At 53.7% G+C, this 14,296-nt stretch carries 14 protein-coding genes and 1 riboswitch; of the genes, 8 read left to right on the top strand and 6 right to left on the bottom strand.

Annotated features, from left to right (window positions below; translation table 11 throughout):
• The first annotated feature begins 44 nt into the window (after positions 1-44).
• The 3 genes from VIJ98_RS17110 to hldE are packed head-to-tail and all read left to right on the top strand — an operon-like array spanning position 45 to position 5,723.
• On the top strand, positions 45-1,355 hold the full coding sequence (locus VIJ98_RS17110; RefSeq protein WP_323275185.1) for an inorganic triphosphatase: 1,311 nt from the start codon (positions 45-47) through the stop codon (positions 1,353-1,355).
• Between the two features lie 25 nt (positions 1,356-1,380).
• The gene (gene glnE / locus VIJ98_RS17105) at positions 1,381-4,239 is read left to right on the top strand and encodes a bifunctional [glutamate--ammonia ligase]-adenylyl-L-tyrosine phosphorylase/[glutamate--ammonia-ligase] adenylyltransferase (protein WP_323275183.1); all 2,859 of its coding nucleotides are present in this window, start codon (positions 1,381-1,383) and stop codon (positions 4,237-4,239) included.
• A gap of 59 nt (positions 4,240-4,298) precedes the next feature.
• Positions 4,299-5,723: a bifunctional D-glycero-beta-D-manno-heptose-7-phosphate kinase/D-glycero-beta-D-manno-heptose 1-phosphate adenylyltransferase HldE gene (hldE, locus tag VIJ98_RS17100; RefSeq protein ID WP_008103420.1), complete on the top strand. Its 1,425-nt coding sequence runs from the start codon at positions 4,299-4,301 to the stop codon at positions 5,721-5,723.
• A gap of 37 nt (positions 5,724-5,760) precedes the next feature.
• Here hldE and ubiK read toward each other — a convergent pair whose 3' ends face one another.
• On the bottom strand, positions 5,761-6,066 hold the full coding sequence (gene ubiK, locus VIJ98_RS17095; RefSeq protein ID WP_008103418.1) for a ubiquinone biosynthesis accessory factor UbiK: 306 nt from the start codon (positions 6,064-6,066) through the stop codon (positions 5,761-5,763).
• A gap of 171 nt (positions 6,067-6,237) precedes the next feature.
• Positions 6,238-6,387: riboswitch (FMN riboswitch) on the top strand.
• A gap of 105 nt (positions 6,388-6,492) precedes the next feature.
• On the opposite strand from ubiK, the gene ribB reads away from it, so the two are divergent.
• Positions 6,493-7,149: a 3,4-dihydroxy-2-butanone-4-phosphate synthase gene (gene ribB / locus VIJ98_RS17090; protein ID WP_008103416.1), complete on the top strand. Its 657-nt coding sequence runs from the start codon at positions 6,493-6,495 to the stop codon at positions 7,147-7,149.
• Between the two features lie 58 nt (positions 7,150-7,207).
• On the opposite strand, the gene VIJ98_RS17085 is transcribed toward ribB, so the two are convergent.
• A complete protein-coding gene (locus tag VIJ98_RS17085; RefSeq protein WP_008103414.1) occupies positions 7,208-7,591 on the bottom strand; it encodes a cell wall hydrolase in 384 nt (127 codons plus the stop codon).
• 275 nt (positions 7,592-7,866) lie between these two features.
• Here VIJ98_RS17085 and ygiD point away from each other — a divergent pair, with 275 nt between their 5' ends.
• Entirely contained in the window at positions 7,867-8,652 is a 786-nt protein-coding gene (gene ygiD / locus VIJ98_RS17080) for a 4,5-DOPA dioxygenase extradiol (protein WP_154155072.1), read from the top strand.
• A 38-nt stretch (positions 8,653-8,690) separates the two neighbouring features.
• Here the strand turns inward: ygiD and VIJ98_RS17075 are convergent, their stop codons facing one another.
• The 4 genes from VIJ98_RS17075 to VIJ98_RS17060 form a co-directional block, all read right to left on the bottom strand.
• Positions 8,691-9,854, bottom strand: coding sequence for a glutathionylspermidine synthase family protein (locus VIJ98_RS17075; protein ID WP_154155075.1), 1,164 nt, complete (start codon positions 9,852-9,854; stop codon positions 8,691-8,693).
• Positions 9,855-9,862: 8 nt separating this feature from the next.
• Positions 9,863-10,537, bottom strand: coding sequence for a DUF1190 family protein (locus VIJ98_RS17070; RefSeq protein ID WP_008103408.1), 675 nt, complete (start codon positions 10,535-10,537; stop codon positions 9,863-9,865).
• Between the two features lie 141 nt (positions 10,538-10,678).
• Positions 10,679-12,151, bottom strand: a complete 1,473-nt coding sequence (gene tolC / locus VIJ98_RS17065) for an outer membrane channel protein TolC (protein WP_061720468.1) — start codon at positions 12,149-12,151, stop codon at positions 10,679-10,681.
• Positions 12,148-12,339: a hypothetical protein gene (locus VIJ98_RS17060; RefSeq protein WP_225614418.1), complete on the bottom strand. Its 192-nt coding sequence runs from the start codon at positions 12,337-12,339 to the stop codon at positions 12,148-12,150. Before VIJ98_RS17060 ends, tolC begins: the two co-directional genes overlap by 4 nt.
• A 25-nt stretch (positions 12,340-12,364) precedes the next feature.
• Between VIJ98_RS17060 and nudF the strand changes: the two genes are divergently transcribed.
• The 3 genes from nudF to cpdA are packed head-to-tail and all read left to right on the top strand — an operon-like array spanning position 12,365 to position 14,295.
• Positions 12,365-13,000 (top strand): ADP-ribose diphosphatase, encoded by a 636-nt coding sequence (gene nudF / locus VIJ98_RS17055; protein ID WP_008103402.1) that lies wholly within the window; start codon positions 12,365-12,367, stop codon positions 12,998-13,000.
• Positions 12,997-13,422: a DUF1249 family protein gene (locus tag VIJ98_RS17050; protein ID WP_008103400.1), complete on the top strand. Its 426-nt coding sequence runs from the start codon at positions 12,997-12,999 to the stop codon at positions 13,420-13,422. Before nudF ends, VIJ98_RS17050 begins: the two co-directional genes overlap by 4 nt.
• Positions 13,423-13,467: 45 nt before the next feature.
• Complete coding sequence (gene cpdA / locus VIJ98_RS17045; RefSeq protein WP_323275175.1) at positions 13,468-14,295, top strand: 3',5'-cyclic-AMP phosphodiesterase; 828 nt, start codon at positions 13,468-13,470, stop codon at positions 14,293-14,295.
• Position 14,296: the final 1 nt, after the last annotated feature.

The following is a 14,296-nucleotide window of genomic DNA, read 5'->3' as shown; positions in this document are numbered from 1 at the left end:
CAGATTAAACTCGTAAGTGCCAGCAGCGTATTGAATAAAAAATTATGACCATCGAAATCGAATTAAAGTTCATTGCTACACCGCAAGCCGCCGAAAAACTGGCTGAAAAGCTTGCCGCGTGGCCACATCAGCACTTCGCCGCGCGCGAGCTGACCAATATCTATTATGAAACCGACGACAACCAATTGCGTCGTTGGGACATGGGCCTACGTATTCGTGGCGTTGACCAACGCTATGAAATGACACTAAAAGCCGCCGGTAAAACCGTCGGCGGCCTGCATCAGCGTCCTGAATATAATGTCGATCTCACCGAGCCGCAGCTGGATATCGCGCGCCTGCCGGCTGAGATCTGGCCGCAGGACACCGATATCGCCGCACTGCAATCGCGCCTGCAGCCGCTGTTCAGTACCCATTTCCAGCGCGAAGCCTGGCTGGTGCAATTTGGCGACAGCGAAATTGAAGTGGCGTTTGACCGCGGCGAAGTGGCTGCCGGTGAATTCAGCGAACCGCTTTATGAAGTTGAGCTGGAGCTCAAAAGTGGGCAGCGCGATGACATGCTGAAATTCGCTGAAGCGCTGGTTGCGATGGGTGGCTTGCGTCTCGGCAGCCTGAGCAAAGCCGCGCGCGGCTACCAGCTGGCGCAGGGTAATTTACCGCGTCCAATCCGTACGTTGCCGTTGCAGAAAATCGCCGCGAAAGCGTCGGTTGAGCAGGGCATGATTAACGCGATGACGGCGGCACTGAATCATTGGCAATACCATGAAGAAGTGTGGCTGCGTGGTAATAAAGAGGCCAAAGCGGCGGTGATTGATGCGCTGGAAACGCTGCGTCAGGCGTTCTCACTGTTTGGCGCGTTGGTGCCTCGCAAGGCCAGCAGCGATCTGCGCCAGAAATTAACCCGTCAGGAAGAGTTGCTGGCCGATGAAGAGAATAATGCAGAAACCACGTGTTTCTCGTTGACCTCCGTTGAAGCCCAGTTAGCGCTTACTCACTGGCTGGTGGAGTCTCAGTGGCAAAACTGGCTCGACGACAAGAGCAAAAGCAAGCTGCAGGGATCGTTCAAGCGCTTCAGCGACATTATGCTGAGCCGCATCTCAGCCGATCTCCGTGAAACCTTTGTTGACGTGCAACTGTTCAATGAGTTTCAGGATAAAGCGACGCGCCTGAATCGCCAGCTGCTGGCGGTGAACCTGCTGGCGGGTGCTTATCCGGCGGAAGAGGTGAATGTTTGGCTGGAGGGCTGGCTGGAGTTACAGCACGCTATTCGCGTCAAACAGAATCACGGCTTAATGCAGCTGGTGAATCTGGCGATTAAACCATCGCCGTTCTGGCTCAATAGCGGAATCAAACGCTAACGAAAAATCCAATCAGGGAGAGAAGATGTTGTTACCGTTACCGGCGCTAATGCAGGCGCAGTTGGCTAATGTGGCAGAGCGACTTAATTTGCCACCCTCAGCGTTTACGCCAGAACAGGCGGGCGCGCTGACTTTTAGTGACTTTATCCTCGATAACCTGCAGCAGCATCCCGAATGGTGGCAGCATCTGCAACAGCAAGCGCCTGCGCCAGATGAGTGGCAGCACTATGCCAGCTGGCTGAAGGATGCGCTGCAAGCCGTTGATAACGAAACCTCCCTGATGCGGGAACTGCGTTTGTTCCGTCGCCACATGCTGGTGCGCATCGCCTGGATGCAGGCGCTGCAACACGCCACTACCGAACAAAGTTTGCAGCAACTCAGTACGCTGGCGGAAATACTCATCGCTGCCGCACGCGACTGGGTTTGGCAGGATTGCAGCCGTGATTTCGGTACGCCATGCAATGAAGCCGGTGAAGCTCAGCCGATGTTGATTCTTGGTATGGGTAAACTCGGCGGCTGTGAACTCAATTTCTCTTCTGATATCGATCTGATTTTTGCCTGGCCGGAAAACGGCGTTACGCAAGGTGGACGGCGCGAGCTCGACAATGCGCAATTCTTCACGCGCATGGGGCAGCGGCTGATCAAAGTGCTCGATCAGCCAACGGTGGATGGGTTTGTCTATCGCGTGGATATGCGTCTGCGCCCGTTCGGTGATAGCGGTCCGCTGGTGCTGAGCTTTGCAGCACTGGAAGACTATTATCAGGAGCAGGGCCGCGACTGGGAACGCTATGCGATGGTTAAAGCCCGCCTGATGGGCGACGATCATGGCCACTGGAGCCAGGAATTGCAGCAAATGCTGCGGCCTTTCGTTTATCGACGTTATATCGATTTCAGCGTGATTCAATCGCTGCGAAACATGAAGGGCATGATCGCGCGCGAAGTGCGTCGACGCGGCTTGAAAGACAATATCAAGCTCGGTGCCGGGGGCATTCGTGAAACAGAATTCATTGTGCAGGTCTTCCAGCTAATTCGCGGTGGACGTGAGCGCTCACTACAGCTGCGTTCCTTACTCCCTACGCTTGAAGCGATTGGCGAGCTGGCTTTGTTAAGTCAAAAACAGATCGAGCATTTGCGTGAAGCCTATCTATTCCTGCGTCGGCTGGAAAACCTACTGCAAAGTATTAATGACGAGCAAACGCAAACGCTGCCAGAGAACGAACTCGACCGCCAGCGCTTAGCCTGGGCGATGGGCGCGACAGACTGGAGCGCACTGATGACGCAGCTAGAGCTGCAAATGGCCGGTGTGCGCGCCATCTTTGATGAGCTGATTGGCGACGATGCGCCGGATGTCGACGACCAGCCGCAGTTGGCTGAATTTGCTGGTTTGTGGCAGGACGCACTGGAAGAGAGTGATCTCGTCCCGGTTGTGCCGCAGCTGGACGATGCGCAGCGTCACGCGCTTTACAACGCGTTGAACAACTTCCGTCAGGATGTGAGCCGCCGCACCATTGGTCCGCGCGGTCGTCTGGCGCTTGATCAGTTGATGCCGCGTCTGCTCAGTGAAGTCTGCCCGCGCGAAGATGCGGATGTGCTGCTGAACCGCCTGACACCGCTGTTGCTGGGCGTGCTGACGCGCAGCACTTATCTGGAATTACTTACCGAATATCATGGCGCGCTGCGTCATCTGATTCGGCTGTGTGCCGCATCACCGATGGTTGCCAGCCAGCTGGCGCGCTATCCGCTGCTGCTGGATGAGCTACTCGATCCCGCAACGCTGTATCAACCCACCGCGACCGACGCTTATCGTGACGAACTGCGCCAATATCTGCTGCGTATTCCTACCGATGATGAAGAGCAGCAACTGGAAGCATTACGCCAGTTTAAACAGGCGCAGCATCTGCGCATCGCCGCTGCCGATATTGCTGAAACGCTGCCCGTGATGAAAGTGAGTGATCATTTAACCTGGCTGGCAGAAGCGATTATCGAATCGGTGGTACAGCAAGCCTGGCAGATGATGGTGCAGCGCTATGGTCGCCCATCGCATCTCACCAGCGACAACGAGCGCGGTTTTGCGGTTGTCGGTTACGGCAAGCTCGGTGGTTGGGAGCTGGGTTATAGCTCTGATCTTGATTTGGTGTTCCTGCATGATTGTCCTGATGATGCAGAAACCGATGGCGAGCGGGTCATTGATGGTCGTCAGTTCTATCTGCGCCTGGCGCAGCGTGTGATGCATCTGTTTAGCACGCGCACGTCGTCCGGCATTTTGTATGAAGTGGATGCGCGTCTGCGTCCTTCTGGCGCGGCGGGCATGCTGGTCAGTACTTTTGCCGCTTTCAACGAATACCAGCGCAGCGAGGCGTGGACCTGGGAGCATCAGGCGCTGGTGCGCGCGCGCATTGTGTTTGGCGAACCTGCGCTATGTGAACGCTTTGATGAAATTCGGCGTGGCATTCTTTGCCTGCCGCGTGAAGTCGAGACGTTGCAAAAAGAAGTGCGCGAAATGCGTGAAAAAATGCGTGCGCATCTCAGCAATAAACACAAAGGTCGCTGGGAAATTAAGACCGATGAGGGCGGTATCACCGATATTGAATTCATCGCGCAATATCTTGTCTTAGGCTACGCGGCCCATCAGCCAGCGTTGACGCGCTGGTCGGATAACGTCCGCATTTTCGAGTTAATGGCGCGTCACGGCATTATGCCGGATGAAGAGGCGCAGGCTTTAACGCATGCTTACGTCACGTTACGTGATGCGCTGCACCATCTGGCGCTGCAGGAATTGCCGGGCCATGTGGCTGCTGAAGCCTTTGTCGCTGAGCGCGCGGTGGTCAACAACAGTTGGCAGCGTTGGTTAAGCGGCACCGAATCTGACAGCGTGGAACAGTGAGCCTGATGGCTTATGTGGTAATATCCCGCGCATTATTTTGACCGTGTTGGAGTCTCTGAATGAAAGTAACACTGCCCACTTTTGGCAAGGCCACTGTGCTGGTCGTCGGCGATGTAATGTTAGATCGCTATTGGTATGGCCCAACCAGCCGTATTTCCCCGGAAGCGCCGGTGCCGGTGGTAAAAGTGGATACCATTGAAGAGCGTCCAGGCGGAGCGGCAAACGTCGCCATGAACATTGCTGCGCTCGGTGCAGCATCACGGCTGATTGGCTTGACGGGCGCCGATGATGCCGCGCGCGTATTGAGTGAAACCCTGCAAAAGGTCAATGTCGACTGTGATTTTGTTGCGGTGCAAAGTCATCCAACCATCACCAAGCTGCGCGTGCTGTCGCGCAATCAGCAGCTGATTCGCCTCGATTTCGAAGAGGGTTTTGAGCAGATTGATCCGCAGCCGATTCACGATCGTATGCGTCAATCGCTGACGCAAGCGGGTGCGCTGGTGTTATCTGACTACGCTAAAGGCGCGCTGAACAGCGTGCAGACTATGATTCAATTGGCGCGTGAAGCTAATGTGCCGGTGCTGATTGATCCCAAAGGCACTGATTTTGAACGTTATCGCGGTGCGACACTGTTAACGCCGAATTTGTCTGAATTCGAAGCGGTAGTAGGTAAATGCAAAACCGTGGAAGAGATTGTCAGCCGTGGCATGCAGTTAATCGCTGATTATGAGCTCTCCGCGCTGCTGGTCACCCGTTCAGAGAACGGTATGACGCTGCTGCAGCCGGGCAAAGAACCGCTGCATCTGCCTACGCAGGCGCAGGAAGTGTATGACGTGACCGGTGCGGGCGATACCGTAATTGGCGTGCTGGCCGCGGTGCTGGCGGCGGGTGACAGCCTGGAAGAAGCCTGTTTCCTTGCTAATGCTGCTGCAGGCGTCGTCGTTGGCAAGCTGGGTACTTCAACTGTCAGCACGGTTGAGCTGGAAAATGCCATTCATGCTCGTCCGGAAACGGGATTTGGTGTGATGACCGAAGCGGAGCTTAAAGCCGCTGTTGCGCTGGCGCGTCAGCGCGGTGAGAAAGTGGTGATGACCAACGGTGTGTTTGACATCCTGCACGCTGGCCATGTTTCTTATCTGGCGAATGCGCGCAAGCTGGGCGATCGCCTGATTGTGGCCGTTAACAGTGATGCCTCGACTAAACGTCTGAAAGGCGAAACGCGTCCGGTCAATCCGCAAGAAAATCGCATGATTGTGCTGGGTGCGCTGGAAGCGGTGGATTGGGTTGTACTGTTTGAAGAAGACACGCCACAGCGTCTGATTGCTGGCGTACTGCCGGATCTGCTGGTAAAAGGCGGCGACTACAAGCCAGAAGATATCGCGGGAAGCAAAGAGGTGTGGGCGAACGGCGGTGACGTGCGCGTGCTTAACTTCGAAGATGGCATCTCAACCAGCAACATCATCAAAACGATTCGCAGTCATTAAGTGTAAATCGGCGGGAGTTATGCTCCCGCCGATTAGCTTACTGCGGAGTATCGATTTTCCCAGCAGGATCTGGCGTGATGATCGCCGGCGCGGGTGCTGCTGGACTTTCACTTTCCAACTTCGCCAAACGCTGCTCCAGCGCAGCTAATTTCTCACGCGTACGCAGCAGAACCTGCGTCTGCACATCAAACTCTTCACGGTTAACCAGGTCCATGCGCGTCAACTGCGCCTGTAATACCTGACGGATTTTCTTTTCGACATCATCGCCAAAATCGCGAATCCCTTTCGGCATAGCTTCATGTACCTGGCGAGCCAGTTGTTCAATTTTTTTCGTGTCGATCATGATTATTTCCTGGTTACGGTGGCCGATAGCTGCGCGTGTTCGGACTCAATAGCTATTAAGTGTAATGCCTCAAACGAAAAGGTTAAACCTGAAATCCGCAACGCAGGAAATGCAAAAGCATTTGCACTTTTGTCGATTGCCCGTCCAGATGATTGGCGTTATAGTTTGTTCGCTTATTCTCAGGGCGGGGCGAAATTCCCCACCGGCGGTAAATCAGCTTCAGCTGAAAGCCCGCGAGCGCTTTGACAGCAATGTGAAAGGTCAGCAGATCCGGTGTAATTCCGGAGCCGACGGTTAGAGTCCGGATGGGAGAGGGTAACGACATCAGCCGGGCTTTGCCCGCGTCACGTTTTTGCCATGTGTTTTGTACGCACTCCTAAGCACGCCCTGGTTCTGGTAACTCATATTTTATAAGGTTTTTTTACCATGAATCAGACGCTTCTTTCTGAATTTGGCACGCCTGAACAGCGTGTAGAGCGCGCCATTGATGCGCTGCGCAACGGCCGCGGTGTAATGGTGCTCGACGATGAAAATCGTGAAAACGAAGGTGACATGATCTTCCCGGCAGAAACCATGACCGTTGAACAGATGGCATTAACCATCCGTCACGGCAGCGGTATTGTGTGCCTCTGCATCACCGAAGAACGCCGTCAGCAGCTTGAGCTGCCAATGATGGTGGAAACCAACACCAGCGCTTACGGCACCGGTTTTACGGTGACGATTGAAGCCGCAAGCGGTGTCACCACCGGCGTTTCTGCTGCCGATCGTATTACCACCATTCGCGCTGCAGTCGCTGATGGCGCTAAGCCGTCAGACCTTAACCGTCCGGGCCATGTCTTCCCGCTGCGCGCGCGTGAAGGCGGAGTTCTGTCTCGTGGTGGACATACCGAAGCGACTATCGATCTGGTGACGCTGGCAGGATTTAAACCTGCGGGCGTATTGTGCGAATTGACCAATGATGATGGCAGCATGGCGCATGCGCCTGAAGCGATCGTGTTTGCTAAGCAACACGATATGCCGGTCGTCACCATTGAAGACCTGGTGGCGTATCGCCGTCAGCGTGAGACGCGTCACGCCAGCTAACTGAATTGATGTAGAAGAAAGAGGCCGGATAGTGATCTATCCGGTCTCTTTTTTTGTTTTAGCGATTGGCATAAAACACATGATTACCAATCACCACGGTACGTTCAAAAGCATGGCGCCAGGCCGGTTTAACGTGGTGCGCATGGAAGAACGTTGCGCCTTTGGTTACGTCCTGTAATTCCCCTTCAACAATCTTTTTTGCCAACTCTCTGGCGCGCTGCCAGCTTTTATCTTCCTTGGGTGGATAACGATAAGGATTCTTTTTGAGAGACGTCCAGGAGAACTGTTTAGGTGCGTACACCACAGGACAGATCTCTTTGACATCCCAATTGGCCCGGTTCATGGTCACCGTGCCAACCGCTATTTGTCCTTTAATCGGTTCGCCACGCGCTTCATGGTAGATATTCATCGCCAGGCACAATATTGCTCCCTGAATTAACATACATTCCACTGCTCATATTTCCAAAACCGAGTGGAGTGTAAGAAGCCGATTCAATGTATGTAACAAGACCAGTCTCGCTCGGTCTTATGTGCGGGCTATATCACTGAAATGTAAAAGGAGTGCACAAAATATTGAGACTCATCTTATCTCTAATTTTCTTGTGAAATGTCATTCAAATTTCCTGAATGAGATCATCATGCTTATCAGCGTTAATCCCTCTGCAAAAGCGCGTATCGTAGCAGTTAGTAAAGCGACACTTCGTCAGAGGATGAAACATGAGCACTACACGCATGCCTGCGCTATTCCTTGGTCACGGCAGCCCGATGAACGTCTTGGAAGATAATCGTTATACCCAAACCTGGCAGCATTTGGGTGCAACGCTGCCACGCCCACGCGCGATTCTCGCGGTTTCGGCGCACTGGTACACACGCGGCACGGCAGTAACGGCGATGAGTAATCCGCGCACCATCCATGATTTCGGCGGCTTCCCGCAGGCGCTGTTTGATGTGCGTTATCCCGCGCCGGGATCGCCAGAGCTGGCCCAGCAAATGATTGATCTGCTCGCGCCAGTCGCCGTTCATGCCGATCAGGAGTGGGGTTTTGATCATGGTTCGTGGGGCGTGCTGGCAAAAATGTATCCCGAGGCCGACATTCCGGTTGTGCAATTGAGTATCGACGGTACTAAACCTGCCGAATGGCACTATGCATTGGGGCAAAAGCTGGCGTCATTGCGAGATGAAGGTGTGATGATCGTGGCTAGCGGTAATGTGGTGCACAATCTGCGTATGCTGCGCTGGCAGGGGGCGGAAACCGCGTATCCGTGGGCGGAGAGTTTTGACCATTTTGTACGTGAGAATCTGGATTTCCAGGGCGAAGCAGCGGATCATCCCTTGGTGAACTTTATGCAGCATCCGGATGCACAGCTTGCAAACCCTACGCCAGAACACTATTTACCGCTGCTTTATATTCTTGGGGCGCGTGCTGCTGATGAAGCGATCTCTATTCCCGTAGAAGGCATGGAGATGGGCGCGATCAGTATGATGTCGGTGCAGATTGGTTAATTCGCGTGGCCGCCCGAAGATTGCGGGCGGCGCAGTGTTTACTCAATAAAAGTATGCGGATAGAAACGCGACAGATCCTGAGTGATCAATGCACGATCTTCACGTATGCCAATACCTGCAGGTTGATCGTCAATCAGCCAGCTACCGATTAAGGTATAGCTATCACCAAATTTCGGTAGCTGATAGAACTGCTGAATAATCATGCCTTCTTCGCCATACGGACCATCCGCACGCGCGATCTCCTGGCCGTTCTCAATGATGCGAATATTGGCACCTTCACGTGAAAACAGCGGTTTCACCACGTATTTATCCATCTGCGGCGCGTTCTTATCATCGGCAAAATAGGCGGGCAGCAAATTGGGATGATTGGGGAACATTTCCCACAGCAGCGGTAACAGCGCTTTATTAGAGATGATGCTTTTCCATGCCGGTTCCAGCCAGCGCACGCCCGCGTCTGCCAGCTTGGTGGAGAACACTTCGCGCAGCATGAATTCCCACGGATAGAGCTTGAACAGATTGCTGATGACCTGATCGTTTACATCGGTAAACTGGCCTCTTTCACCCAGTCCAATCTCATCTATATAGAGAAACTCGCTCGGCAATCCGGCTTCGGTGGCGCAGTCCTGCAGATATTGCACCGTGGCGCGATCTTCTTCGGTATCACGACAGCAGGAGAAGTGCAGCCAGTTAAAACCGAACTGCTGATGCAGCGTGGCGAAGCGCTCGATCAGCTTCTCTTGCAGGCTGTTGAACTGGTCGCTGCCCTGCGGCAGGTTGCCCGCTTTGACCTGGTCTTCCAGCCAAATCCACTGAAAGAAGGCGGCTTCATACAGCGAAGTTGGCGTGTCGGCATTGTTTTCCAGCAGCTTGGCGTCACCTTTGCCATCCCATGCCAGATCGAGGCGCGAATAGAGCGACGGCTGGCGCAACTTCCAGGAATCACGCACAAAATCCCAGGTGTGCTTAGGAATGCAGAAACGGGTGAGCAGCTCGTCACTTTTCACCACTTTCTCCACCGCCTGCAAACACATCTGGTGCAGCTCGGCGGTGGTATCTTCCAGCTGTTCAACCTGCGCTAGCGTGAATTGGTAGTAAGCATCTTCACACCAGTAAGGTTCGCCATACATGGTGTGAAACTGGAAACCATACTCGGCTGCTTTTTCACGCCAGTCTGGACGTTCAGGGATTGCAATACGTTGCATGCTGCGGCTTAGCCTCCCAGCGAGCGGCTGCCGGTGCCAGAGGCACTGCTGCGCTGCATGGTGTTTTGTTTTGCCACGCTGTCACCAAAGCCGCCACGCGTGATGGTGGAAGTGGTGGCAGGTTTCGGCGCCATGGCTGTTTTCGGCACGTTGATGGTACGACCTGATGTCGCATTGCCGTAATTTTTACCCGACGCGTCGACAAATTTGCCGTTTGCCGGGCTGTTCGGATTTTTTGGTGAGAACAGCGGCTGCTGGGCAAATCCTGCGCCACCGCTCATCATACGTCCCATCATGTAACCGGCCATCAATGGCATCCAGAAGCTGCCGCTTTGCTGTGCTTCGGCATTATTAGCGGTGGTGCCCACGCCCGCTTGTGCAGGCGTTTGCTGGCACTGATTCTCACCAAACTCAGCCACACAATCTTCGCGCGTGGCGTATTTTGGCGCGGTACGTTCAGCTTCTTTCTGTGCGTTGTTATACGCAGTGGTACATTGCGCGCTCTGGCCTGGATTCGCTTTGGCGCAATCATCGGCGTTTTGATACAGCGACACCGTCTCATCACTCTGCTCGCAGCCTGCCAGCATAAACACTGCGCTAACGGCAAAGGCGACTGGCGTTAAGTGGCGTGCCTGCCAGCTTTTACGAAAAGCGGCATGGCGAATATTTTTCGTCCGTTTCATTATTTTCATCCTGTGCCCAAAGGTGCGGTAAAGGATAGGGGATGAGCGGTGGAAAATGAAGCGCGAAGCCAGATGGGGAAAGCATCTTTACGTAGCTATACGATTGAATGCGAAAGGGGCCGCATGCGGCCCCTTGGGGAATTAATTACCGAATGGATTTCCGCTGCTGCGTGCGGCAGCTGGACGGGCTTGTGCGGCGGCTGAAGGCGATGACGCTTTCGGACCGTTATCCACACGCGCGGCCTGCTGGTTATTTTCCGGCGCCACCACTTCTGGTGTCGTGGTGATCTCTTTGCCCAGCGTGCTGTTCAGCTGCTGCAAATCCTGCTCGTTCAGCGTACCCAGCGCATATTTGATATTCAGCTGGTTAATCAGATAGCTATAACGCGCATCAGAAAGCTGCTGTTTAGCATTGAACAGCGTGGTGGTTGCATCCAGCACATCAACGATGGTACGCGTACCAACTTGATAACCCGCTTCCATCGCATCCAGTGAGCTTTGTGCAGAGACCACAGCCTGCTTGTAAGCATCGATGCTGCTGATAGAGGCATTCACGTTATTGAATGATGAACGCACCGTCTGAACCGCGCTACGATGTGCGCCTTCCAGCTGCTCGCTGGCCGCGACATAGTTGTACTGCGCCTGTTTTACCTGGGAGGTAACCGAACCACCGCTGTACAGTGGCATGGTGAAGCTCAGACCAACCTGGTTAGAACCGGTGATAGAGTCGGTGCTGCCGGCGCTCTGATTGGCGCGGCTGCCGCCATATTTGCTGTTCGACATACCGGTTGACGCAGTCAAGTCCAGCGTTGGCATGTGGCCGGTTTCAGCTGAACGAATCTGCTCACGTGCCAGATCCTGGCTCAGACGCGCAGACAGCAAGGTCAGGTTACGACTCTCAGCTTCTTTCAGCAGGCTGGCAACGGCATCTGGACGCGCGGTTTTGAAACGATCGATATTCAGAGAAGCCAACGACAAATAATCCATACCGGTAATCTGACGCAGCGATTCCACAGCATTATCGAGGTTGTTACGTGCGGTCACTTCGTTGGCCAGCACGGTGTCATACTGTGCGCGGGCGTTCTGCACGTCAGTGATCGCGACCAAACCTACGTTGAAGCGCTGAGTGGTTTGATCCAACTCGCGGTAGATCGACTGTTTCTGTGCTTCGGTGTAAGAAAGCGTATCGATCGCCTTCAACACGTTGAAATAGGCAGTTGCACTATTCAGAATCAGATCTTGCTGAGCAACCTGATAAGTGACGTCCTGAATACCGGCTTGTTTTTCCTGCAGCGACAGCGCACGCCATTTCGACATATCGAAAATAGTTTGAGTTAATTGCAGAGAGGCGCTGGTCGTGTTGGAATGAAGTCCGCTGCTGTCACGGTAGCCATTGTTATAAGTGTAATCTGCGCCCAAGCCTAACTGCGGCAATAAAGGACTACGCGCTTCATTGATTTTCTCAAATGCTGCGTCGCGGTTAGCGGCAGAGGAGCGCAGATCGGGGTTGCTAAGGCGCGCCTGCTGATAGACCTGCAACAGGTTTTCTGCCTGGCTGGCAAGGCTGAATCCGCCCAGGCTCAGTCCAATAAAAAGTGGGAGCAGTTTTTTCATTTGCATTCCTTTTGTTGCAGCAAAATGCACTGGTAGTGCTGCAGGTAAGCCAAAAAAATAATCGCCGATTCTACAGAGGCGGCGTCAGAGATAAGTTGGCTGAACGTGCCTTCTTCCCCTAATTTACGTAAATAATTCAAAAAGAACCACTCGGACGGAGCGGTAGACTTGGCTTTTCTTTGCTCCATCCCAATCTGCATAAGGAATCAGACGATGGCGAGTGCAAAAAAATCCCCTGTGACTTTCACAAAAAACGATGTAGAAATTATTGCACGCGAAACGCGTTACGATGGTTTTTTTTCCATCGTCAGCTACCGTTTCCGTCACCGTCGTTTTAATGGCGAAATGAGTGGTGAAGTGGTGCGCGAAGTTTTTGAGCGCGGACACGCCGCCGTGCTGCTACCCTATGATCCCTTACGCGATGAAGTGGTGCTGATCGAACAGATCCGCATTCCCGCTTTTGATTCCAGCCCAACGCCCTGGCTGCTGGAAATGGTGGCTGGCATCATCGAACCTGGCGAAACACCAGAAGATGTCGCACGACGTGAGGCGGTAGAAGAGGCTGGCCTCAAGGTTGGTCGCGTCAAACCGATAGTGAATTACTTAGCCAGCCCCGGCGGAACGTCTGAACGTTTGTCGGTGCTGGTGGGCGAAGTGGATGCCAGCCTGGCAGAGGGAAATCACGGGCTGGAGGAAGAGAATGAGGATATTCTTGTCCATGTGGTGAGCCGCGAACAGGCTTATCGCTGGGTGGAAGAGGGGATTATTGATAACGCGGCATCTGTCATCGCCTTGCAATGGCTGGCGTTGCACCATGAAAAACTACGAGAAGAGTGGAAGCTAAAATGAAACAGCGCTACACCCCTGACTTTCCCGAAATGATGCGCCTGTGCGAAACCAATTTTGCCCAGCTGCGTCGCCTGCTGCCACGCAATGATGAGGCAGGCGCATCGGTGATTTATCAGGTGAATGGCGCCAGCTATCAGCTCACCATCGAAGAATCGACCCGTTACACCACGCTGGTGGAAGTGCGTCAGGTGGCGCCTGCGGTGAGTTACTGGAGCCTGCCTTCTATGTCTGTGCGGCTCTACCATGATGCGATGGTCGCTGAAGTGTGTTCCACTAAACAGATCTACCGATTTAAAGCGCGCTATGATTATCCTAATAAAAAATTGCATCAGCGCGATGAAAAACATCAGATTAACCAGTTCCTTGCGGATTGGTTGCGTTACTGCTTAGCGCATGGCGCTGTGGCAGTACCGGTTTGCTGATAGCGTAAAAAAACGCAACGATGGCGTGGAGATTAAGGAAACGCTTTGGATAGCCTGCTAACTCTTCCTGCGCGAGATGGGTCTGATATCAGGATTTTACAAATCACGGATACCCATCTTTTTGCTGGAAAACATCAATCGCTGCTTGGGGTGAATACCTGGTCGAGTTTTGATGCGGTGCTGGATGCCATTGAGGCACAACAGCAGCATTATGATCTGATTATCGCCACCGGCGATCTCGCTCAGGATCACACCGTCGAAGCTTACCAACATTTTGTAGCGGGCATTAACCGTCTGCCGAAACCTTGCGTCTGGCTGCCGGGAAATCACGATTTTCAGCCGGCGATGGTGGATACACTGGCCGATGCGGGTATTAAGTCAGACAAGCATGTTCTGTTAGGCGATCACTGGCAGCTGCTGCTGCTCGATAGCCAGGTATTTGGTGTACCGCACGGCATGTTGAGCGAATACCAGCTTGAGTGGCTGCACACCGCGCTCAGCAAGTATCCGGAACGTCACACCTTAGTGCTGCTGCATCATCATCCGCTGGCTTCCGGTTGTACCTGGTTAGATCAGCACAGCTTGCGTAATCCACATCAGCTGGAAGCAGTACTGCAACACTTCCCGCGAGCGCGCAATCTGGTGTGCGGCCATATTCATCAGGAACTCGATCTCGACTGGCATGGTCGCCGCGTAATGGCTTCACCATCGACCTGTGTCCAGTTCAAACCGCATTGCACTAACTTCACCATTGATACGCTGGCGCCAGGCTGGCGCTGGTTCACCTTGCAGCCAGACGGCGTGCTGCAAACCGAAGTGAACCGCCTGCAAAGCGACATGTTCCGCCCCGATCTTGATTCCGAGGGCTACTAAG

Source organism: Pantoea sp. S18 (genome assembly GCF_045689705.1).
Lineage (GTDB): Bacteria > Pseudomonadota > Gammaproteobacteria > Enterobacterales > Enterobacteriaceae > Pantoea > Pantoea symbiotica.
This window is presented reverse-complemented; position numbering and strand designations above follow the sequence as displayed.